Genomic DNA, 20,455 nt, shown 5'->3' with positions numbered 1-20,455 from the left:
GGGCTTGCCCCGCGATGAGGCCGGCACAGACAACCGAGATCCCGGATCCGCCCCATGCCCTCATCCTTCCGCGCCCTGCGCCTGGGTTTGATCATCCTGCTGATCCTGGTCGGCACCACCCTCAGCGCCGGCTGGGCCATGCACCAGGCCAAGCGCCAGGCCATGGAAACCGACGCCCGCCGGGCCAGCGAGCAACTGGGCCTGTATGCCAACGCCCTGCACACCCTGATCGAGCGCTATCGCGCCCTGCCTGCGGTGCTGGCGCTGGATCCGGAGCTGATCGCGGCCCTGCGCGGTCCGATCACCGAGCCGGTGCAGGACGCCCTGAACCGCAAGCTCGAACGCATCAACGGCGCCGCCAACTCCTCCACCCTGGAGCTGCTCGACCGCACGGGCCTGGCCATCGCCGCCAGCAACTGGCGCCTGCCGACCACCTATGTCGGCTCCAACTACGGCTTTCGCCCCTATTTCAAGCAGACCCGCAGCCAGGGCAGCGGCCGGTTCTATGCCGTCGGCGTGACCAGCGGCGTGCCGGGCTACTTCCTGTCCAGCGCGGTAAACGACGAACATGGCCGCTTCCTCGGCGCCATGGTCGTCAAACTTGAGTTCCCGGAGCTGGAACGCGAGTGGCGCCAGGGCAGCGATATCCTGCTGGTCAGCGATGCCCGCGGCATCACCTTCATCGCCAATCAGGACGGCTGGCGCTACCGCGAGCTGCAACCGCTGTCCGGCGCCGACCGCGCCGAACTGGCCGAAACCCGCCAGTACGACAAGCAACCGCTGGTGCCCCTGCAGCACCAGGCCCTGACCCGCTTCACCGACACCAGCCACCTGACCCGCGTGCAAGGCCCGGATGGCACCGCCGAGTACCTGTGGGAGCGCCTGCCCCTGGAGGCCGAAGGCTGGACCCTGCACTTGCTGCGCAAGCCGCAGGTCGCCGAGGATGGCCGCAACGCCGCCCTCGCTGCTGCAGCCATCTGGCTGAGCCTGGTGTTCGCCGCGCTGTTCGTCAGCCAGCGCCTGCGCCTGGCCCGCCTGCGCCAACGCAGCCGCGAAGAGCTCAAGCGCCTGGTCGAGGAGCGCACCCGTGAGCTGCATACCGCCCAGGAAGGCCTGGTGCAATCGGCTAAGCTGGCGGCGCTGGGGCAGATGTCGGCAGCCCTGGCCCACGAAATCAACCAGCCGCTGACCACCCAGCGCATGCAGTTGGAAACCCTGCGCCTGCTGCTCGACCATGGCCGCCATGACGAAGCCCGCCAGGCCCTGGAGCCGCTGGAGCAGATGCTGACCCGCATGGCCGCGCTCACCGGCCACCTGAAGACCTTCGCCCGCAACAGCCCCGGCGGCCTGCGCGAACGCCTGGACCTGGCCACGGTGGTCGACCAGGCGCTGCACCTGCTGGATACCCGCATCCGCGCCGAAGGCGTCGAAGTGGCGCTGTACCTGGCCCGCCCGGCCTGGGTCCGCGGCGACGCGATCCGCCTCGAGCAGGTGCTGATCAACCTGCTGCGCAACGCCATCGACGCCATGGCCGACAAACGTTACAAACGCCTGGAGATCCGCATCGAGGCAGACGATGGGCAATGGCGCCTGAGCGTGCTCGATTCCGGTGGTGGCATCCTCGACTGCGACCTGGACCGGGTCTTCGATCCGTTCTTCACCACCAAGCCGGTCGGTGAAGGGCTGGGCCTGGGCCTGGCCATCTCCTATGGCATCGTCATCGACGCCGGTGGCCGCCTGCAGGTCGAGAACCTGCCGGGCGGTGCCCGCTTCAGCCTCACCCTGCCCCGCGACCTGGAGCCTGTATGTTGAATTCGGTGATTGTCGTCGACGACGAAGCGAGCATCCGCACCGCGGTGGAACAGTGGCTGAGCCTGTCGGGCTTCAGCGTGCAACTGTTCGCCCGCGCCGAAGACTGTCTGGACAGGCTCGAGCCGCACTTCCCCGGGGTGATCCTCAGCGACGTACGCATGCCCGGCATGTCCGGCCTGCAACTGCTCGAACAGCTGCAGGCGAACGACCCCGACCTGCCGGTGATCCTGCTCACCGGCCATGGCGATGTGCCCATGGCCGTGGAAGCGATGCGCAATGGCGCCTATGACTTCCTGGAAAAGCCGTTCACACCACAGCACCTGATGGGCAGCCTGCGCCGGGCCCTGGAAAAGCGCCAGCTGGTCCTGGAGAACCGCCACCTGCATGAGCAGGCCGACCTCAAGGCGCAGCTGGAGAACACCCTGCTGGGCATGTCCCAGGGCTTGCAGCAACTGCGCCGCCAGGTGCTGGAGCTGGCCGGCCTGCCGGTCAACGTGCTGATCCGCGGTGAAACCGGCAGCGGCAAGGAGCGCGTGGCGCGCTGCCTGCACGACTTCGGCCCGCGCGCCGACAAACCCTTCGTCGCCCTCAACTGCGCGGCCATTCCCGAAACATTGTTCGAGGCCGAGCTGTTCGGCCATGAAAGTGGCGCGTTCACCGGTGCCCAGGGCAAGCGAATCGGCAAACTGGAGTACGCCAATGGCGGTACCGTGTTCCTCGACGAAATCGAGAGCATGCCCCTGGCCCAGCAGGCCAAGCTGCTGCGGGTGATCCAGGAACAGAAGCTCGAGCGGCTGGGCGCCAATCAGAGCATCAGCGTCGACCTGCGCATCATTGCCGCGACCAAGCCGGACCTGCTTGAAGAAGCCCGCGCCGGGCGTTTCCGCGAAGACCTGGCCTACCGCCTGAACGTCGCCGAGTTGCGCCTGGCACCCCTGCGCGAACGGCGCGAGGACATCCCACTGCTGTTCGAGCATTTTGCCCGCGGCGCCGCCGAACGCCTGGGGCGCAGCGCCCCACCGCTGAGCGGCGCGCAACTGGCGCGCCTGCTGGCCCACGATTGGCCGGGCAATGTGCGCGAGCTGGCCAATGCCGCCGAACGGCATGCCCTGGGGCTGGGCTCGCCGGCCCTGGAGATCGAGTCCGGCGGGCAATCCCTGGTCGAGCAGATGGAAGCGTTCGAAGCCCAGTGCCTGCGCGCAGCGCTGCGCCAGCACAAGGGTGAGATCAAGGGCGTGATGGAGGCACTGCAACTGCCGCGGCGCACACTCAATGAAAAGATGCAGCGGCATGGGTTGGTGAGAGAGGACTTTCTTGAGCGCGAATGAGCGGATTCTTGCCTATCCATTGGCGAGAACAAGCGAAATTCCGCTCACTCACTGATCCTCCGAGGCACTTCTTCGCGGGGCAAGCCCGCTCCTACAAGGATATGCATTACCCGCAGGTTACAGGGGTTGCGTGGGAGCGGACCGGCTCGCGATGCACCCAAACGGATCACTGCGCCCCCACCTGGCACACCTCCTGCAAAACCCTTCTCAAGCTGCGCCTCGAGCGCGCTCCACAAAAACAACGAGAAGGTATCCCTGATGGATAACGCCAGCACTCTGCCCACCGGGGCGGCCGTTGCGCCCGCCGCGCAAAAGTCCACCGCCAGCCGCCTTAAATCGATCTTCAGTGGTTCCATCGGCAACATGGTCGAATGGTACGACTGGTATGTCTACGCCGCATTCTCGCTGTACTTCGCCAAGGCCTTCTTCCCCGCCGGCGACACCACCGCCCAACTGCTCAACACCGCCGCGATCTTCGCCGTGGGCTTCCTCATGCGCCCGATCGGTGGCTGGCTGATGGGCCTGTACGCCGACCGCAAGGGCCGCAAGGCGGCACTGATGGCTTCGGTGCTGCTGATGTGCGCAGGCTCCCTGGTCATCGCCCTGACCCCGGGCTACGAGACCATCGGCGTCGCTGCGCCAGTCCTGCTGGTCATCGCCCGCCTGATGCAGGGCTTGTCGGTGGGTGGCGAATACGGTACCTCCGCCACTTATCTGAGCGAGATGGCCAGCAAGGAACGCCGTGGCTTCTTCTCCAGCTTCCAGTACGTCACCCTGATCTCGGGTCAGCTCATCGCCCTGGCGGTGCTGATCGTCCTGCAGAACACCCTGACCACCGAGGAGCTGTATGCCTGGGGCTGGCGCGTGCCGTTCGTGATCGGCGCGCTGTGCGCGGTGGTCGCCCTGTACCTGCGTCGCGGCATGGAAGAAACCGCGTCCTTCACCAAGAAGGAAAAATCCAAGGAAAACCTGATGCGCACCCTGCTGCGCCATCCCAAGGAGCTGATGACCGTAGTCGGCCTGACCATGGGCGGAACCCTGGCCTTCTACACCTACACCACCTACATGCAGAAGTATCTGGTCAACACCGTGGGCATGAGCATCAGCGACTCGACCACCATTTCGGCGGCCACGCTGTTCCTGTTCATGTGCCTGCAACCAGTGATCGGCGGGCTGTCCGACAAGATCGGTCGACGCCCTATCCTGATCGCCTTCGGCGTGCTCGGCACCCTGTTCACCGTGCCGATCCTCAGCACCCTGCACACCATCCAGACCTGGTGGGGCGCGTTCTTCCTGATCATGGCCGCGCTGATCATCGTCAGCGGCTACACCTCGATCAACGCCGTGGTCAAGGCCGAACTGTTCCCGACCGAGATCCGCGCCCTGGGCGTCGGCCTGCCGTACGCGCTGACCGTGTCGATCTTCGGCGGCACCGCCGAGTACGTGGCCCTGTGGTTCAAGAGCGCCGGCATGGAGACTGGCTACTACTGGTACGTCACCGCCTGCATCGCCTGTTCGTTGCTGGTGTACGCGACCATGAAGGACACCAAGCAGCATTCGCGGATCACCACCGACTGATCCCTCCTCGCAGAACTGAAAAGGGGCGCTCCGGATGACCGGGCGCCCCTTTTTTAATGGATTGTGAGCCGAATAATAGCGTCATTCGGCTCATATCATGAGCCGAATGACGCTATTATTTGGCTCATGAACCCAAAAGCGCACACGGCTGCAGACACCGTCTGGGTCTGGCAGCAGGCCGACTGGCCCGACGTTCGTTGGGACGCGTCGCAACTGGCAACCTTGCTCAGGGACTGCGTCCAGGCGCAAGGCTGCCTGCTGGGCAGAGCGGGGGCGGTGACCGAGGCCAATGCCAACCTCGATACACTCGATACCCTGCTGCAGAACATTGTCACGTCCTCGGCCATCGAGGGTGAGCAGCTCAATGTGGAGTCCGTGCGCTCTTCCCTGGCCCGCCGGCTCGGGATTGCCGAGCCAGGAACGACCACGACACGCAGCGAGGGCCTGGCCGAGTTGATGGTGGATGCGACCATGGGCTATGTTCGGCCACTGGATCAGCAGCGCCTGTTCCTGTGGCATCGCTGGCTGTTCCCCGAGCATGACACTACGCTCGCACCGCCCATGCCAGTCGGCGCATGGCGCGACGATGCCCCGATACAGGTGGTGTCGGGTCGTATCGACAAACCCAGGGTGCATTTCGAAGCACCGCCGCGTGCCGGCCTGGAGCAGCAGGTGCAGCAGTTCCTCGACTGGTTCGAGAGAAGCCGCAGTGATCGGCAACTCGACCCCCTGCTACGCGCGGGGCTCGCCCATTTCTGGTTCGTCACCTTGCACCCCTTCGCCGATGGCAATGGCCGCCTGGCCCGCGCCATCACAGACCTGGCATTGGCCCAGGGCGAGCAGCGGGCGGTCCGTTTCTACGCCATATCCAGCAGCATCCTGGAAGACCGGGCCGGCTACTACGCAGTCCTTGAAAGCAGCCAGCGCGGCGATCTGGACGTCACACAATGGCTGGCCTGGTTCCTTGCCACCTTGCTGCGCAGCCTCCAGCAAGCGCTGGCGCGCATCGACCGGGTGCTGGCCAAGGCACGCTTCTGGCTGATCCATCGTGGCGACGGCTTGTTACCCGAACAGGTCAAAGTGCTCAATCGCCTGCTCGACGGTGGCCCTCGCGGCTTCGAGGCGGGTATCAGCGCCAGCCAGTACCAGGCTGTGGCCAAGGTCTCCAAGGCCACAGCCACCCGGCACCTTGCCGACCTGCTGGACAAGCACTGCCTGGTTCGTCTGCCCGGCGGCGGACGAAGCACCCGCTACAGGATCGATACCCGAGAAGCCTGAGCAAGGCCGGTCAAGCCGGCCAACCCATGGTTACGACAGCTCGGCCACCCGCTGCGGCTCGCGACGCTGGTAATAGGTGGCCATCAGCACCAGTACCAGCAGCAAGCCGCCAAGCACCAGCGATGAGCCCACCGTGCCGAAATCCAGCCCGCCTTTCTCGTGTGACTTGGTCAGCACGTCGCCCAGCGTGGCACCGAACGGACGGGTGAGGACGAAGGCGATCCAGAACAGCACGACGCCCGAGATCTTCGTCCAGTAGCGGGCCGCGGCCACCAGCGCGATCCCCGAGCCAATCAGCAGCACGCCACCGGCGAAGCCCAGGCCGGAATCATCGGCCAGGTAATCGCCCAGGGCGGTGCCCAGGGTGTTGGAGAACAGGATCGCTACCCAATAGAACAGCTCGCCACCACGATTGCGGATGCGGCTGACGTCCAGCGGGTTGCCGCTCAGGCGCCACAGGGCAAAGGTCAGCAGGAGAATGCCGATCAGCAGTGCCGAGCCCATGGCGTAGCCCAGGCCCAGGGTCCGGTCCATGAAGTCGGACATGGTGGTACCGGCGGTACTGGTGGCGAGGATCACCAGCCAGTACAGCATCGGGTGGTAACGGCGCGAGTAGAGCTGGGTGAGCAGGGTCACCAGGAACACGCTGATAAGCAACAGCGAACTCATGGCGTAGCCGATGTCCAGGGTCATCGACAGCAGGTCGCCGGCCGTCTCGCCGAGGGTGGTGGCGCAGATCTTCATGACCCAGAAGGCCAAGGTGATTTGCGGGAGTTTGTTCATGGGTGTGCCGCTCCAGGGGTTCAAGTGCGGCGATGGTGGCGAGCGAAGCCTGAAAAATCGGTTTGAGCCGTATGAAAAATCCGTTGATTGCTTAATCCCCAGGCTCGCGTGCCCTTAACTCCCCATTAATTTCCGCCTTTCATCTTTGTCGAACTGGAAAATCATTGGCGCTCGTGCTGCACGCCACACGCGATGCTCACTGCAAGCCAGGGATAGCCACACCCTAAATAATCTAATAAATAGATTCTTTTGCGCTATTTTTTGCGCTTTTTTATCGATTTTATAGGCGTAGCATTGGACCCATAGAAACAACAACCCCTAGCAACTCACCGGAGCAACGACCATGAAAAACAAACTGATCCTTACCCTCGCCCTCTCTGTTCTGGCCACTGGCGCCTTTGCCGAAGACGGCTTCGATCGTACCGGCGCCCACACCTTCGCTGCCGTGCAGAGTCAGTCGGCCACCTACGCAGAAGATGGCTTTGATCGTACCGGCGGCCAACGCTTCGCCGAAGACGGCTTCGATCGCACAGGCGGCCAGCGCTTCGCCGAAGATGGCTTTGATCGCACCGGCGGCCAACGCTTCGCCGAAGACGGCTTTGATCGCACCGGCGGCCAGCGCTTCGCCGAAGATGGCTTCGACCGCACCAACGGCCACCGCATCAGCTGATCGCTGATGCGCGCAACCAGCCCGGCTTCGGCCGGGCTTGATCATTTGCAGCCGGGCCAAGCCTTGGCACACTAGGCGCCTTGTCCCCCACCAGGAAGGGCCTCGCGGCCTTGCGCAGATGTACTACTACGAACCCGCCAAAGGCCACGGCCTGCCCCATGACCCGTTCAACGCCATCGTCGGCCCACGGCCCATCGGCTGGATCTCCAGCCACGACCGCGAAGGCCGCCTGAACCTGGCGCCCTACAGCTTCTTCAACGCCTTCAACTACATCCCTCCGATCATCGGTTTCTGCAGCGTCGGGCGCAAAGACAGCCTGAACAACATCGAGCAGACCGGTGAGTTCGTCTGGAACCTGGCCACCCGTCCGCTGGCGCAGCAGATGAACCAGAGCTGCGCCGCCGTGGCGGCGGATGTCGATGAGTTCACGCTCAGCGGCCTCACCCCGACCGCCTCGAATGTGGTCAAGGTGCCGCGCGTGGGCGAAAGCCCGGTGAGCTTCGAATGCAAGGTCAGCCAGATCGTCCAGCTCAAGCGTGCGGACCAGGAAGTGGTGCCCAGCTGGCTGATCCTCGGCGAGGTGGTGGCGGTGCACATTGCCGAGCACCTGCTCAAGGACGGCATCTACGACACCGCCGCCGCCGAGCCGATCCTGCGTGGCGGCGGCCCGGCCGACTACTTCGCGCTGGGCGAGCTGTTCAAGATGGCTCGCCCACAGGTCTGATCAGAAGACCAGTTCACCTTCCTCGCTCACGCCCTGCAGGCGTTCGAGTTCGGCACAAGCGGCCTGGTCGGCCGCGATCGCCGACTGGAACACCTGCCCGTCCAGCACTTTGTGAAAGCGCGGCGCACCGCCCATGACCAGGGCCTTCACGGCGATCGCCGCGTAGTAGCCGCCGCCTTGCACCGGAACCATTGCCGAAACCGCTTCGAAGTGGGGGAATTCTCTACGTGCCATGTCGCTTTGCGCCTGTGTGATCGAGGGGCGGCATTCTACACGTTAGGCGAAGGTATGCAGGTCCAGGCTGCTGACCACCTGCTCCTGCACCAGCTCCCCGAACACGTCGAGGGTGGGCGAAGCGAAATAGCCACTCATCGCCTGCTGGTCGCACCAGCTGCCGCTGAGCAGCCACAGGTCGGCATCGACCTGCGAGCGCTGCACGCTGAAGCTCAGGCAGCCCGGCGCACGTCGCGACGGCTCGAGCAGGTCGCGCAGGCGCACGCCGAGTTCTGCGGATCGACCGTTGCTGGCGCGGATGAAAGCCAGGTGTGTGACCGGTTGTTGCTGGGTCATGAACGATCTCCTTGAAGCGCTACGGACGGGAAAACCAGGCTGCCAAGGTTAGAGGTTCGCCCGCGCGGGACGTTAGGCCATTACTGCCGGCCGATTGCCTGATCCTGCAACGCGGCAGGATCAGGCAATCGATCTGCAGCTTTCGACTAGCGCCTGCCATTGCCCAAACCTATGCTGCGTCGGTCAGCAGAGGAATCCCGCCATGAGTTCATCCACGCCCCTCGATCCGCTTCTGGAACAGCAACGCCAGGAGCTGGCCGGGCTGATCCGACGTCACGCCAATGGCCCCTATGGCGCGGTGTCGGCCATCGAAGACCTGTACCTGACTCGCTATGAAGAAGATGTGCGCGGCATGCCGGCCCTGGCGCAACCGGCCTTGTGCATCCTGGCCCAGGGCAGCAAGACATTGTTCCTGGGCGACGAGCGCTATACCTACGACCCGCTGCACTACATGGTGGTCTCGGTAACGCTGCCCATCACCGGCGCCCTGCTCGAAGCCAGCCCCGAGAACCCCTGCCTGGGTTTGCGCCTGGACATCGACCCGGCGCAGATCAGCCAGCTGATCGCCGAGAGCGGGCCGATACTGGTCCCCGGCCAATCCTCCGGCCGAGGGCTGTTCGTGGAGAAAAGCGATCCGCAGTTGCTCGACACGCTGCTGCGCCTGGTCCGCCTGCTCGACAGCCCACGAGATATTGCCGTGCTCGCCCCACTGGTGCGCCGCGAGCTGATGTATCGCGTGCTGCGTGGCCCCCAGGGCTGGCGGCTGTGCGAGATCGCCCTGTCCAGCAGCCAGACCCACCGGGTATGCCAGGCCATCGCCTGGCTCAATCGGCATTACCAGGAGCCCTTGCGCATCGAGGACCTGGCGCGCGAGGTCAACCTCAGCACCTCGACCCTGCACCACCGTTTCAAGGCCGTGACCTCAATGAGCCCGTTGCAGTACCAGAAGCAGCTGCGCCTGCAGGAGGCGCGGCGACTGATGCTCAACGACGGGCTGGAGGCCGCGGTGGCTGGCTACCGGGTAGGTTATGAAAGCCCGTCGCAGTTCAGCCGCGAGTACAGCCGCCTGTACGGCGCGCCGCCGATTCGCGACGTGGCGCGCCTGCGCGCCAGCGCCAGCTGAAAAGAGACAAACATCGGGCGACTGTAGGAGCGGGCTTGCCCCGCGATCGAGGGCAAAGCCCTCGCTGCAGCTTCAGCCCTGAACCGCCCGCTGCCACTGACCTTGATCCACCTGGATCAAGGTCGGCCCCCTGCGCTCCACCGCCCTGCCCAACGCTGCCTGCAGTTGCGCCACATCACCCACGTCCTCTGCCTCGGCCCCCAACGCCCGCGCCACGCCAATGAAGTCCGGGGTATGGATGTCCACGCCGACCGGCTCGATCGCCCGGTTGACCATGTACTTCTTGATCTCCTCGTACCCCTGGTTGTTCCACAGCAGCACGATCAACGGCACCTGCGCCTCGACCGCGCTGGCAAGCTCAGGCAGGGTGAACTGCAGCCCGCCGTCACCGATCAGGCACACCGCCGGCGCGCGTACGGCGGGCGACTCGGCGCTGCCCAGCCAGGCGCCCATGGCGGCCGGCAACGCGTATCCCAGCGTGCCGTAACCAGTGGAGGCATTGAACCAGCGACGCGGCCTGGCCATGTCCAGGGTCAGGTTGCCGGTATAGACCGGCTGGGTCGAGTCGCCCACCAGGATGGCGTCCGGCAGGGTCTGCAGGATGCTGGTCAGCAGACGGGTCTGGCTCAGGGTCGGCTGGTCCCAGCTGGCCGCGTTGTCCTGGCGCAGGCGGGCGGCCCGCGCCGCTCCCCAATCGCTTTCGCGCGGCGGCTGCGCCTGCAGGTTCAGGGCCACCAACAGCGCTTCAATAGCCTGGGCGGCATCCGCTACCAGGGCCAGTTCGGGCAGGTAGTTGCGCACCGTCTGGTCCGGGTCGATATCGATCCGCAGCAGGCTGCCGGGGATCTCGAAACCGCCCTTGAAGGTCACGTCGTAGTCGGTTTCGGCCAGTTCGGTGCCGATGGCCAGCACCACGTCGGCCTCGGCCACCAGCGCACGGGTGGCCGGCAGGGTCTGGGTCGAGCCGATCTGCAGCGGATGGTTCGCGGGCAACAACCCCTTGGCGTTGATGGTCAGCGCCACCGGCGCCTGCAGGTGCTCGGCCAGCCGCGCCAGCCCGGCGCCCGCCTTCAGCGCACCGCCACCGGCCAGGATCAGCGGACGCCGCGCCTTGGCCAGGCGCACGGCCATGCGTTGCACGGTCTGTGGCGCGGCGCCGGCCCGGGTGGTGCGCACCACGCGGCCCGGCAACAGGTGATCGGCGGGTTCCACCAGCACATCCAGCGGGATCTCGATATGCACCGGGCGCGGACGGGCGCCATCGAACACGGCGAAGGCGCGGGCCAGCACCTCGGGCAGGTCATCGGCGCTCATCAGCGTGTGCGAGAACGCCGCCACCCCCGCGACCAGGCCAGCCTGGTTGGGCAGCTCGTGCAGCTTGCCGCGTCCACCGCCCAGCTGGCTACGCGATTGCACGCTGGAAATCACCAGCATCGGGATCGAGTCGGCATAGGCCTGGCCCATGGCGGTGGTGATGTTGGTCATGCCCGGGCCGGTGATGATGAAGCACACCCCAGGCTTGCCCCGGGTACGCGAGTAGCCGTCGGCCATGAACCCGGCCCCCTGCTCGTGGCGCGGGGTGATGTGGCGGATCGAGGAGGCGGCCAGGCCGCGGTAGAGTTCCACGGTATGCACGCCGGGAATGCCGAAGACATGATCGACGCCATAGCCTTCGAGGAGTTTGACCAGCACTTCACCACAGGTTGCCATCATCGAGTACCCGATTCTTGTTGAGACCTGTGCTCATGGAACCAAGCGCCGACTACCGCCACAATGCAAAAAAACACATACTAGCCATGACCTCACATCATGGCTTGTCACAATGAAACGCCTGCCGCCCCTCCCCGCCCTGCACACCTTCCTGGTGACCGCCCGGCACTGCAACTTCACCCGCGCCGCGCAACAGCTGCACATCACCCAGGGCGCGGTCAGCCGGCAGATCGCCGGGCTCGAGGAGCACCTGGGCTACGCGTTGTTCCAGCGCCAGGCCCGGGGCCTGGCGCTGACCCGCGAAGGGCAGGACTGGCTGCCCCGGGTGCAGCAGATCTTTGCCCTGATCGAGCAAGGCGTGCGCGAGGTCGGCGGGCGTAGCGCGACACTGCAGCTAAAGGCGCCGACCTGCGTGATGCGCTGGCTGCTGCCACGCTTGCTGGAATGGCAGGCACTGCGCCCGGACGTGCCGGTGGAGTTGACCACCACGGTGCAGCACGGCGTGGATTTTCGCCGCGAGGGCTTCGATGCGGCCGTGGTGTATGGCGCGGCGCCGAACCATGGGCTGCAGGTACGCAAGCTGTTCGATGAACAACTGACGCCGGTCTGCGCGCCATCGGTATCAAGCGACCTCTTGCAGTTGCAGGACCTGGCGCGGCAGATGCTGCTGCACCCCTCGCGGGACGAACACGACTGGCAGCTGTGGTTGCAGGCGGCCAACGCCGGGTTCGAGCCCCAGGGGCCGAAGCAGCACTTCGAGACGTTGGACATGGCAATGGCCATGGCCTCCCAGGGGACGGGGATCGCCATCGGCGATTTCTCGCTGATCGGCGACGACCTGCGCACAGGCCGGTTGTGCATGCCGTTCGAGCTGAAGGTGACGACCGGGAAGGGCTATTACCTGGTGAGCCCGTCGAAGACCATGCCCACGGGGCTGGTCGAGTTGGTGGAGTGGCTGCAGACGCGCGCCTCAAGCCTTGCGCAACCTTTGTAGGAGCGGCCTTGTGCCGCGAAAGGGCCGCATAGCGGCCCCGGCGATATCTGATTTGTCGCTGAAAGCCTGGGGCTGCTGTGCAGCCCTTTCGCGGCACGAGGCCGCTCCTACAGGGTACCGCGCGACTCAGTAGCCGACCGTGAACCGCGCCCGCGAGTGCGCCGGTTTCTCCAGCTCGTCGAGCATGGCGATGGCGTAATCGGCAAAGGTGATCCAGCTCTTGCCATCAGCGCCGATCAGCAGGTGGTCCTTGCCCAGGGTGTAGTGCCCGCTGCGCTCGCCTTCGACGAACTCCGCCGACGGCGACAGGAAGGTCCAGTCCAGGGTCGGCTCGCGGCGCAGCGTCTCGAGGAAGCGCACCCCGGCACTGGCCTCGGCCTTGTAGGCCTCGGGGAAGTCCGGGCTGTCGATCACCCGGTGCCCGGATGGCAGCAGCAGCAGGCTGCCGGCACCACCCACCACCAGCAGGCGCTTGACCCCGGCACGCTTGACCGGCTCGATGATCGCGCCAGGCTCGAGGGTGGAGAAATGCGCCGCGCTCAACACCGCATCGCAGCCAGTCACGGCCGTCTGCAGGGCGGCGCTGTCCTTGGCATCCAGCGCCTTGACCGTCACGCCGTCACGGCCTTGCAGCTTGCCCGGATCCCGAGCGATGGCCACCACACTGTGGCCACGACGCAGGGCCTCTTCCAGCAACTGGCTGCCGGCGCGCCCGGTGGCGCCGATGATTGCGATCTTGCTCATGGGAAACACTCCAACAGGTTGAAAGGGATTACCACTTCATCTCGCCCTTGGCGACCTTGGCCCCCAGTTCCAGGGAGCTCTCGTCGGCAAGGTTCGGGTAGCGTTGCTTCATCGCCGCGATCAGCGCGGTGGAATCGGCGGCCTTGGCGGCTTCGGTATCGAAGTCACGAATGTAGCCGGCGGTGAAGCGCACAGCGTCCAGCGAGCGGCTGCTGTCGCCCAGGTAATGCCCGGGGATCACCGTGCGCGGGGCGAGCTGCTCGATCTTCGTCAGGGTGCTCAGCCAGTCGGCGTGGGATTTCGCGGTCTGGGTATCGGCCATCCACACGTGGATATGCTCGGAAACCACCACACCACCGACCACTGCCTTGATCGAGGGAATCCAGACGAAGCTGCGGTCCGGCTGTGGACCGTCCAGGCCGACAACCTCCAGTGCCTGGCCTTCAAGCTCCAGGCGATTGCCCTCGAGGACCTGCGGCACCACCAGGCGTGCCGGCTTGTCCGCGCCCATCTGCGGGCCCCAGTAGGCCAGCTTGGCGTCCATGGTCTTGCGGATGTGCTCGACCGTGGCGGCCGAGGCGACCACCCGGGCCTTGGGAAACGCCTGGGTGATGGTGTCCAGGCCGAAGTAGTAGTCGGGGTCGCCATGGCTGACATAGATGGTGGTCAGCTGCTTGCCGCTGGCACGCAGGCGTTCGACCACCTGCTCGGCCTGGCCTTTGCCGAACTGGGCGTCGACCAGGATGACGTCGTGGGCGCCGCTGACGATCACCGAGCTGACCGGGAAGATCGCCGCGTGGCCAGGGTTGTAGGCTTCGAGCTTGAGCGGTTCGCTGGCCATGGCCTGGCCGCCGAGGGTGAGACAGGCCAGCAGCAGACCGCGCAAGGGAGTGAGAAGAGACATCGCAAGATCCTGTGAGTGGGACGATGCAGGCAAGCTTAGTTGCCCGAACCAATACAAAAAATGCGATGCTTCGACATAGTTTGTTTCTGAAATCGGACAGATCATGGACCGCCTCAACGCCATGCGCGTATTTGTCACCGTCGTCGACCTGGGCAGCCAGTCCGCCGCGGCGGATCATCTGGAGCTTTCCAGGCCCGTGGTATCACGCTACCTGGCGGAGCTGGAGGACTGGGTCGGCGCGCGCCTGATGCAGCGCACCACGCGCAAGCTAAGCCTGACAGCGGCGGGCCTCGAAACCCTGCCCCGCTGCCGCCAGTTGCTGGAGCTGGCCGGCGACCTGCAGAACGCCGTGCGCCAGCCGGACGACGCCCCCCGCGGTGAACTGCGCATCAGCGTCAGCACCTCGTTCGGCCAGGCCCAGCTGGTGGACGCGCTGGCGGCCTATGTCAAACGCTATCCCGGGGTGAAGGTGGAGCTGCAGATGCTCGACCGCACCGTCAACCTGGTGGACGAGCGCATCGACCTGGCCATCCGCACCAGCAACGACGTCGACCCCAACCTCATCGCCCGACGCCTGAGCGTGTGCCGCTCGGTGGTCTGCGCCAGCCCCGCCTACCTGCGCGAGCACGGCACGCCGCGCCAGGTCGAGGAACTGAGCCGGCACAACTGCCTGACCCATGCCTACTTCGGTCACAGCCTGTGGCATTTCGAGGTGGACGGGCAGAGCGTCGCCGTGCCGGTGCAGGGCAATATCAGCGCCAACGAGGCCATGACCCTGCAGAAAGCCGCCCTGGCCCACGTCGGCATCGCCATGCTGCCCACCTACCAGGCTGCGGCCGCGTTGCGCAGTGGCGAGCTGGTGCGGCTGTTGCCGCACGCCAGGCCACGGGAGCTGACCCTGAATGCGGTGTACACCTCGCGCAAGCACATGCCGGCGACACTGCGCAGCATGCTGGACTTCCTGGCGCAGCGGTTCGGCGACGAGCCGGAGTGGGACAAGGGATTGAGCTGAGTCCAGGCCATGCAGATCCGCGCACAAGGCCTATGCTGGAAGGTATCACCTGTTGCACCAACAGGAGGTCCGCACCATGAGCATCAAATCCAGGCGTTGCGCCCTCGTCTTTGCCCTGGTCGCGGTGGCCGGGCTCTACGGCTCGGCCTGCTGGCGGGTCGAGCTGCTGCGCAGCCAGCCCAACGCGGCCGCCAGCTGCGTCCACGAGCACTGCGTCCCTCATAGCGCCACGCTGAGCGCCGTCAGGTAGAGAGGATCACTCCTCGACGCTCATGTACTCTTTCGCCCAGCGGATGTAGTCCTCGGGCTGGGTGTAGGTGTGCGAAAGCTCGGTGGCGCCGAGGTTGTCCGATTTGTGCTGCTGGCCGCGCTGCTGGCGCAGGCAGTCGTAGGTGGCCTTGATCGCGGCGAAGTAGGCGGCATGGCCATCGACCACGATGCGCACGCCCAGGCGCGCCAGGCGCTCGTCGTCACGCAGGTTCGGGTTGGCGTAGGTGACCAGCATCAGCGGCACGCTCAGGTGCTCGGCGATCTGCTCCAACTGCTCGAAGTCCTTCACCCCCACCATGCAGATGCCATCGGCGCCGGCCTTCTGGTAGCTCTGGGTGCGGACGATGATTTCCTCGGTGGTGAGCACGCCGGCATTGGTCCGGGCGATGATCGCCAGCGCCGAATCGACACGCGCCTCCAGCGCCGCACGAATCTTGCCCACGCCCTCCTCCACCGAGATCAGGTCGGTGGACTTGCGACCGAACTGGGCCGGCAGCAAGGTATCCTCGATGGTCAGCGCGGCCACGCCGGCGCGCTCCAGTTCGATGACCGTGCGCATCACGTTGAGCGCATTGCCATAGCCATGGTCGGCATCGGCCAGTACCGGCAACTGGGCGACGCGACCGATGCGGGTGGCCTGCTCGACGAACTCGCTGAGGGTGATCAGGGCGAAGTCCGGCGCGGCCAGGACCTGCAACGAGGCGACCGAGCCGCCGAGGATGCCGACTTCGAAGCCCAGGTCCGCGGCGATACGGGCGGACATCGGGTCGAAGACCGAAGCGGTGTGATAGCACGAACCTGAAGCAAGCAGTTCGCGGAAGGCAAAACGCAGATCGTGGTGGGAAGCCTTGGGCATGATCACTCCGCTTGTAATGAAATTTGTGAACGGCTGACAACCGACCCCTGAATCGGGTCTACCTGACTGTTCCAACCGTCGCCATCTGGGCGGTCATGCTCGACATGCAGGCAGAGGAATAGAAGGTGTGGACATACAGCGACGCGAAATCCTGCGGCAAATGGCTGCACCATGCTGGTGCAGGCCCCGGATTTCAGCCTCTGCGGCCTAGCCACGATATCACGCGGCCATGCAGCACTGGATGAATGCGCCAATGCCGATCTTGCATAGGGGATGCACGGAGTACATAGGTAGCTATGTAACTCAGGGTACAATTGTCTCGCTGGTGGCAGTGGGATTGCCCCGCGATGGCCACACCGCACTGCATGGCACCGGCTTGGCCGGTGTTCGCGGGACAAGCCCGCTCCTACAAGAAAAAGGAACCGAACGTGACCGCCGCCCTGCCCCCCACCGTCCTGCGCAGCGTCCTGACCGCCCTGATGCTGGCGATCTTCCTCGGCGCCCTCGACCAGACCATCGTCGCCGTGTCCATGCCGGCGATTTCCGCGCAATTCAATGATGTCGGGCTGCTGGCCTGGGTCATCTCCGGCTACATGGTGGCCATGACCATCGCCGTGCCGATCTACGGCAAGCTCGGCGACCTGTATGGCCGGCGGCGCATGATCCTCACCGGCACTGCCCTGTTCACCCTGGCCTCGGTGGCCTGCGGCCTGGCCCAGGACATGCCGCAGCTGGTGCTGGCGCGGGTGCTCCAGGGCATCGGCGCCGGCGGCATGGTGTCGGTGAGCCAGGCGATCATCGGCGACTTCGTGCCGCCCCGCGAGCGCGGCCGCTACCAGGGCTATTTCAGCAGCATGTATGCCCTGGCCAGTGTCACCGGGCCGGTGCTCGGTGGCTGGCTGACCGAGTATCTTTCCTGGCGCTGGGTGTTCTGGATCAACCTGCCGCTGGGGCTGGTGGCGCTCTGGGTGATCCACCGGGCGTTGGACGGCTTGTCGGTCAAGCGCCGCGAGGCCCGGGTGGACTATCTGGGCGCGGTGTTGATGATCCTCGGCCTGGGCAGCCTGCTGCTGGGCATCACCCTGGTCGGCCAGGGGCATGCCTGGCTGTCTTCGCAGGTGCTGGCGCTGCTGGGCTGCGCGCTGCTCGGGCTGCTGGCATTCATCGCCCACGAGCGCCGTTGCCGTGAGCCGCTGCTGCCGCTGGGCCTGTTCGGCAACCGGGTCGCGGTGCTGTGCTGGTGCGTGATTTTCTTCGCCAGTTTCCAATCGATCTCGCTGACCATGCTCATGCCCCTGCGCTACCAGGGCATCACCGGGGCCGGCGCTGACAGCGCGGCACTGCACCTGCTGCCGCTGGCCATGGGTCTGCCCATCGGTGCCTTCACCGGCGGGCGCATGACCAGCCGCACCGGCCGCTTCAAGCCGCAGATCCTCACCGGTGCGCTGCTGATGCCGCTGGCCATCGCCGCCATGGCGCTGACGCCGCCGCAATCGGGGTTGCTCAGCGCACTGTTCATGCTACTGACCGGGATCGCCTGCGGCCTGCAGTTCCCCACCTCGCTGGTGGGCACGCAAAGCGCGGTGGACAGCCGGGACATCGGCGTGGCGACCAGCACCACCAACTTGTTCCGCTCGCTCGGCGGGGCGATGGGGGTGGCGTGCATGTCCAGCCTGCTGCTGGCGCTGCTGCATCAGGGCGGCTTGGAGATGCTGGGCAACCCATTGCTGGGCAGCCTCAAGGCGGGCGAGGCGGATCCGCAGACCCAGGTGCGCTTGCTGGAAACCTTCCGCGACCTGTTGCTGGTCAGTGCCGGGGCTTCGCTGATCGGGCTGCTGGCGGCGCTGGCACTGCCGGACCGGCAGTTGCGCGGGCGCTGAAAGTTGTGGGAGCGGCGGTGCGCCGATGCGACTTGCCCCGCGATAGCGTTCCGCCCAGGTGACGTCATGGCCTGGAAGGTCTCATCGCGGGGCAAGTCGCATCGGCGCACCGCCGCTCCCACGTTATTAATTCTGCGTTAATAGGATGGGAGTAACACTTCCTCACAATCCTTAACAAAGTGTCATTTGCGCAAGCCCGGGCTCAAGCGCAGCATATCCAGCCCGGTATCGACCCATTTTTCGACATCGGCCAACAGATCGAAGCTGTCCGGCAGCAGCAGCCAGCGGCCGATCAGGCCATCCACATAGGCAAACATGGCCACGGCAGCCCGATCGATATCGAGCTCCCCGGGCAACTGGCCACGACGTACGGCATTGCCCAGGGCCAGGGCGATGCTCTGATGGCAGTCCAGCACCGCGCCCTGGCGTTGCTGGCGAATCTCACACATGTCGTCGGTGAACTCGCACTTGTGATGCAGGATTTCATTGATACGCCGGGTACGGGCATCGAGCACCAGCTCGTTGAACACTTGCAGCAACAGCTTGCGCATGCAGCCGAGCGGGTCGAGTTCGTCCTCGCTTTCACTGGCCCGGGCCAGGTGGTCATGGGTCTCGTGCAGGCTGTCGAGCAGCGCCTGCACCAGCTCCGCCTTGTTGCTGAAATGCCAGTAGATTGCCCCGCGGGTCACCCCCGCGAGCTCGGCGATGTCGGCCAGGGTGGTGCGCGCGACCCCGCGCTTGTAGAAGGCCTTTTCCGCCGCCTCGATGATCTGGGCACGGGTTTCCTGGGCTTCTTCTTTGGTTCGACGGACCATGGCAGTACAACCTCATCAGGCCCCGCCTGCGCATCCGGCGGGCGGGAATCAGGCCGGGGCAGGCGCTACATGGGCCGCTCCCGGGTGCATGTGGACGATCCGCGGCGACTCACCGACGGTATTTACAAACAACCATGAATGTAAGTATATTCCTTAGCAAGCTATTTATCCACCGGATAGCGTTTTTCTCATAAGACACTTCCACTATATTCTTGAGCTCCCTTGCTCCTGCGACCCGAGGATCCTCATGCAATTCAAGCCAGCCGTAACCGCCCTGGTTTCCGCCGTGGCCCTGGCAACCCTGCTCAGTGGCTGTAAGAAAGAGGAAGCCGCGCCAGCGCCCCAGGCTCCTCAGGTCGGCGTCGTGACCGTGCAACCGCAAGCCTTCACCCTGACCTCGGAACTGCCGGGGCGCACCAGCGCCTACCGTGTGGCCGAGGTTCGCCCGCAAGTGAACGGCATCATTCTCAAGCGCCTGTTCAAGGAAGGCACCGACGTCAAGGAAGGGCAGCAGCTCTACCAGATCGACCCGGCCGTCTACGAGGCGACCCTGGCCAACGCCCAGGCCAACCTGCAGGCTACCCGCTCGCTGGCCGAACGCTACAAGCAACTGATCGACGAGCAGGCCGTCTCCAAGCAGGAATACGACGACGCCAACGCCAAACGATTGCAGGCCGAGGCCTCGCTCAAGAGCGCCCAGATCGACCTGCGCTACACCAAGGTGCTGGCGCCGATCAGTGGCCGCATCGGTCGCTCCTCGGTCACCGAAGGCGCCCTGGTGAACAACGGCCAGACCAACGCCATGGCCACCATCCAGCAGCTCGACCCGATCTACGTCGACGTCACCCAGTCCACCGCCGAGCTGCTCAAGCTGCGCCGTGACCTGGAAGGCGGCCAACTGCAGAAGGCCGGCGACAACGCCGCCCAGGTGCAGCTGGTGCTGGAAGACGGCAGCCTGTTCAAGCAGCAGGGTCGCCTGGAGTTCTCCGAAGTCGCGGTCGACGAGACCACCGGTTCCGTCACCCTGCGCGCGATCTTCCCCAACCCCGACCACACCCTGCTGCCCGGCATGTTCGTCCATGCGCGGCTCAAGGCCGGGGTCAACGCCAACGCCATCCTGGCCCCGCAACAGGGCGTGACCCGCGACCTCAAGGGCGCGCCGACCGCGCTGGTGGTCAACCAGGAGAACAAGGTCGAACTGCGCCAGCTGAAGGCCAGCCGCACCCTGGGCAGCGACTGGCTGATCGAGGAAGGCCTGAACCCGGGCGACCGTCTGATCACCGAAGGGCTGCAGTTCGTGCGACCGGGTGTCGAGGTCAAGGTCAGCGAAGCCACCAACGTCAAGAAGCCGGCCAGCCCGGCTCAGGCCAACGCGGCCAAAGCAGACGCCAAAGCGGAGTAAAC

At 65.4% G+C, this 20,455-nt stretch carries 20 protein-coding genes; 12 read left to right on the top strand and 8 right to left on the bottom strand.

Annotation, left to right across the window (positions count from 1 at the left end; translation table 11 throughout):
• Positions 1–54 precede the first annotated feature (54 nt).
• The 4 genes from PRtIB026_RS08705 to PRtIB026_RS08690 all read left to right on the top strand — a co-directional run bounded on the left by PRtIB026_RS08705 (position 55) and on the right by PRtIB026_RS08690 (position 5,996).
• Positions 55–1,812 carry an ATP-binding protein gene (locus PRtIB026_RS08705; RefSeq protein ID WP_203647835.1) on the top strand — a complete coding sequence of 586 codons (1,758 nt, stop codon included), beginning with the start codon at positions 55–57 and terminating at the stop codon, positions 1,810–1,812.
• Entirely contained in the window at positions 1,806–3,140 is a 1,335-nt protein-coding gene (locus PRtIB026_RS08700; RefSeq protein WP_203647836.1) for a sigma-54-dependent transcriptional regulator, read from the top strand. Before PRtIB026_RS08705 ends, PRtIB026_RS08700 begins: the two co-directional genes overlap by 7 nt.
• Positions 3,141–3,398: 258 nt before the next feature.
• Positions 3,399–4,718, top strand: coding sequence for an MFS transporter (locus tag PRtIB026_RS08695; RefSeq protein WP_420713634.1), 1,320 nt, complete (start codon positions 3,399–3,401; stop codon positions 4,716–4,718).
• A gap of 126 nt (positions 4,719–4,844) precedes the next feature.
• The gene (locus tag PRtIB026_RS08690; protein WP_203647837.1) at positions 4,845–5,996 is read left to right on the top strand and encodes a Fic family protein; all 1,152 of its coding nucleotides are present in this window, start codon (positions 4,845–4,847) and stop codon (positions 5,994–5,996) included.
• Between the two features lie 30 nt (positions 5,997–6,026).
• On the opposite strand, the gene PRtIB026_RS08685 is transcribed toward PRtIB026_RS08690, so the two are convergent.
• Positions 6,027–6,779: a hypothetical protein gene (locus PRtIB026_RS08685; protein WP_203647838.1), complete on the bottom strand. Its 753-nt coding sequence runs from the start codon at positions 6,777–6,779 to the stop codon at positions 6,027–6,029.
• Between the two features lie 343 nt (positions 6,780–7,122).
• On the opposite strand from PRtIB026_RS08685, the gene PRtIB026_RS08680 reads away from it, so the two are divergent.
• Together PRtIB026_RS08680 and PRtIB026_RS08675 are read left to right on the top strand one after the other, a co-directional pair.
• Complete coding sequence (locus tag PRtIB026_RS08680) at positions 7,123–7,449, top strand: hypothetical protein (RefSeq protein ID WP_203647839.1); 327 nt, start codon at positions 7,123–7,125, stop codon at positions 7,447–7,449.
• Positions 7,450–7,567: 118 nt separating this feature from the next.
• On the top strand, positions 7,568–8,173 hold the full coding sequence (locus PRtIB026_RS08675) for a flavin reductase family protein (RefSeq protein ID WP_203647840.1): 606 nt from the start codon (positions 7,568–7,570) through the stop codon (positions 8,171–8,173).
• On the opposite strand, the gene PRtIB026_RS08670 is transcribed toward PRtIB026_RS08675, so the two are convergent.
• Positions 8,174–8,407: a hypothetical protein gene (locus PRtIB026_RS08670; RefSeq protein WP_203647841.1), complete on the bottom strand. Its 234-nt coding sequence runs from the start codon at positions 8,405–8,407 to the stop codon at positions 8,174–8,176. It lies immediately after the preceding gene.
• 42 nt (positions 8,408–8,449) lie between these two features.
• On the bottom strand, positions 8,450–8,743 hold the full coding sequence (locus PRtIB026_RS08665) for a putative quinol monooxygenase (RefSeq protein WP_050703928.1): 294 nt from the start codon (positions 8,741–8,743) through the stop codon (positions 8,450–8,452).
• Between the two features lie 202 nt (positions 8,744–8,945).
• Here PRtIB026_RS08665 and PRtIB026_RS08660 point away from each other — a divergent pair, with 202 nt between their 5' ends.
• Entirely contained in the window at positions 8,946–9,866 is a 921-nt protein-coding gene (locus PRtIB026_RS08660; RefSeq protein WP_110737424.1) for an AraC family transcriptional regulator, read from the top strand.
• Between the two features lie 72 nt (positions 9,867–9,938).
• Here the strand turns inward: PRtIB026_RS08660 and PRtIB026_RS08655 are convergent, their stop codons facing one another.
• On the bottom strand, positions 9,939–11,576 hold the full coding sequence (locus PRtIB026_RS08655; RefSeq protein ID WP_203652701.1) for a 5-guanidino-2-oxopentanoate decarboxylase: 1,638 nt from the start codon (positions 11,574–11,576) through the stop codon (positions 9,939–9,941).
• Between the two features lie 112 nt (positions 11,577–11,688).
• Between PRtIB026_RS08655 and PRtIB026_RS08650 the strand changes: the two genes are divergently transcribed.
• Positions 11,689–12,570, top strand: coding sequence for a LysR substrate-binding domain-containing protein (locus tag PRtIB026_RS08650; RefSeq protein WP_203647842.1), 882 nt, complete (start codon positions 11,689–11,691; stop codon positions 12,568–12,570).
• Between the two features lie 126 nt (positions 12,571–12,696).
• Here PRtIB026_RS08650 and PRtIB026_RS08645 read toward each other — a convergent pair whose 3' ends face one another.
• Positions 12,697–13,314, bottom strand: a complete 618-nt coding sequence (locus PRtIB026_RS08645) for an NAD(P)-dependent oxidoreductase (protein WP_203647843.1) — start codon at positions 13,312–13,314, stop codon at positions 12,697–12,699.
• A gap of 28 nt (positions 13,315–13,342) precedes the next feature.
• Positions 13,343–14,218, bottom strand: coding sequence for an MBL fold metallo-hydrolase (locus tag PRtIB026_RS08640; protein ID WP_203647844.1), 876 nt, complete (start codon positions 14,216–14,218; stop codon positions 13,343–13,345).
• A 103-nt stretch (positions 14,219–14,321) separates the two neighbouring features.
• Between PRtIB026_RS08640 and PRtIB026_RS08635 the strand changes: the two genes are divergently transcribed.
• Together PRtIB026_RS08635 and PRtIB026_RS08630 are read left to right on the top strand one after the other, a co-directional pair.
• On the top strand, positions 14,322–15,230 hold the full coding sequence (locus PRtIB026_RS08635) for a LysR family transcriptional regulator (protein WP_203647845.1): 909 nt from the start codon (positions 14,322–14,324) through the stop codon (positions 15,228–15,230).
• Between the two features lie 76 nt (positions 15,231–15,306).
• Positions 15,307–15,480 carry a hypothetical protein gene (locus PRtIB026_RS08630; protein WP_177330819.1) on the top strand — a complete coding sequence of 58 codons (174 nt, stop codon included), beginning with the start codon at positions 15,307–15,309 and terminating at the stop codon, positions 15,478–15,480.
• Between the two features lie 6 nt (positions 15,481–15,486).
• On the opposite strand, the gene PRtIB026_RS08625 is transcribed toward PRtIB026_RS08630, so the two are convergent.
• Positions 15,487–16,356 carry an isocitrate lyase/PEP mutase family protein gene (locus tag PRtIB026_RS08625; protein ID WP_197866695.1) on the bottom strand — a complete coding sequence of 290 codons (870 nt, stop codon included), beginning with the start codon at positions 16,354–16,356 and terminating at the stop codon, positions 15,487–15,489.
• 428 nt (positions 16,357–16,784) lie between these two features.
• On the opposite strand from PRtIB026_RS08625, the gene PRtIB026_RS08620 reads away from it, so the two are divergent.
• Positions 16,785–18,236 (top strand): MDR family MFS transporter, encoded by a 1,452-nt coding sequence (locus PRtIB026_RS08620; RefSeq protein WP_203647846.1) that lies wholly within the window; start codon positions 16,785–16,787, stop codon positions 18,234–18,236.
• 182 nt (positions 18,237–18,418) lie between these two features.
• On the opposite strand, the gene ttgR is transcribed toward PRtIB026_RS08620, so the two are convergent.
• Positions 18,419–19,051 carry an efflux transport transcriptional regulator TtgR gene (gene ttgR / locus PRtIB026_RS08615; RefSeq protein WP_028690203.1) on the bottom strand — a complete coding sequence of 211 codons (633 nt, stop codon included), beginning with the start codon at positions 19,049–19,051 and terminating at the stop codon, positions 18,419–18,421.
• 247 nt (positions 19,052–19,298) lie between these two features.
• Here ttgR and ttgA point away from each other — a divergent pair, with 247 nt between their 5' ends.
• On the top strand, positions 19,299–20,453 hold the full coding sequence (gene ttgA / locus PRtIB026_RS08610) for a toluene efflux RND transporter periplasmic adaptor subunit TtgA (protein WP_110737409.1): 1,155 nt from the start codon (positions 19,299–19,301) through the stop codon (positions 20,451–20,453).
• Positions 20,454–20,455: the final 2 nt, after the last annotated feature.

The sequence above is a fragment of the Pseudomonas sp. RtIB026 genome (genome assembly GCF_016861355.2).
GTDB classification, from domain to species: domain Bacteria; phylum Pseudomonadota; class Gammaproteobacteria; order Pseudomonadales; family Pseudomonadaceae; genus Aquipseudomonas; species Aquipseudomonas peradeniyensis.
The sequence above is the reverse complement of the archived record's forward strand: the minus strand, read 5'-3'. Positions and strand labels throughout refer to the sequence as shown.

Excerpts from the sequence above, each read along its gene's own strand:
- PRtIB026_RS08690 (WP_203647837.1), top strand. The coding sequence starts at position 4,845 with ATGAACCCAAAAGCGCACACGGCTGCAGACACCGTCTGGGTCTGGCAG.
- PRtIB026_RS08705 (WP_203647835.1), top strand. The coding sequence starts at position 55 with ATGCCCTCATCCTTCCGCGCCCTGCGCCTGGGTTTGATCATCCTGCTG.
- ttgA (WP_110737409.1), top strand. The coding sequence starts at position 19,299 with ATGCAATTCAAGCCAGCCGTAACCGCCCTGGTTTCCGCCGTGGCCCTG.
- PRtIB026_RS08655 (WP_203652701.1), bottom strand. The coding sequence starts at position 11,576 with ATGGCAACCTGTGGTGAAGTGCTGGTCAAACTCCTCGAAGGCTATGGC.
- ttgR (WP_028690203.1), bottom strand. The coding sequence starts at position 19,051 with ATGGTCCGTCGAACCAAAGAAGAAGCCCAGGAAACCCGTGCCCAGATC.
- PRtIB026_RS08630 (WP_177330819.1), top strand. The coding sequence starts at position 15,307 with ATGAGCATCAAATCCAGGCGTTGCGCCCTCGTCTTTGCCCTGGTCGCG.
- PRtIB026_RS08670 (WP_203647841.1), bottom strand. The coding sequence starts at position 8,407 with ATGGCACGTAGAGAATTCCCCCACTTCGAAGCGGTTTCGGCAATGGTT.
- PRtIB026_RS08635 (WP_203647845.1), top strand. The coding sequence starts at position 14,322 with ATGGACCGCCTCAACGCCATGCGCGTATTTGTCACCGTCGTCGACCTG.
- PRtIB026_RS08645 (WP_203647843.1), bottom strand. The coding sequence starts at position 13,314 with ATGAGCAAGATCGCAATCATCGGCGCCACCGGGCGCGCCGGCAGCCAG.
- PRtIB026_RS08685 (WP_203647838.1), bottom strand. The coding sequence starts at position 6,779 with ATGAACAAACTCCCGCAAATCACCTTGGCCTTCTGGGTCATGAAGATC.
- PRtIB026_RS08660 (WP_110737424.1), top strand. The coding sequence starts at position 8,946 with ATGAGTTCATCCACGCCCCTCGATCCGCTTCTGGAACAGCAACGCCAG.
- PRtIB026_RS08650 (WP_203647842.1), top strand. The coding sequence starts at position 11,689 with ATGAAACGCCTGCCGCCCCTCCCCGCCCTGCACACCTTCCTGGTGACC.
- PRtIB026_RS08680 (WP_203647839.1), top strand. The coding sequence starts at position 7,123 with ATGAAAAACAAACTGATCCTTACCCTCGCCCTCTCTGTTCTGGCCACT.
- PRtIB026_RS08640 (WP_203647844.1), bottom strand. The coding sequence starts at position 14,218 with ATGTCTCTTCTCACTCCCTTGCGCGGTCTGCTGCTGGCCTGTCTCACC.
- PRtIB026_RS08665 (WP_050703928.1), bottom strand. The coding sequence starts at position 8,743 with ATGACCCAGCAACAACCGGTCACACACCTGGCTTTCATCCGCGCCAGC.
- PRtIB026_RS08625 (WP_197866695.1), bottom strand. The coding sequence starts at position 16,356 with ATGCCCAAGGCTTCCCACCACGATCTGCGTTTTGCCTTCCGCGAACTG.
- PRtIB026_RS08675 (WP_203647840.1), top strand. The coding sequence starts at position 7,568 with ATGTACTACTACGAACCCGCCAAAGGCCACGGCCTGCCCCATGACCCG.
- PRtIB026_RS08700 (WP_203647836.1), top strand. The coding sequence starts at position 1,806 with ATGTTGAATTCGGTGATTGTCGTCGACGACGAAGCGAGCATCCGCACC.
- PRtIB026_RS08695 (WP_420713634.1), top strand. The coding sequence starts at position 3,399 with ATGGATAACGCCAGCACTCTGCCCACCGGGGCGGCCGTTGCGCCCGCC.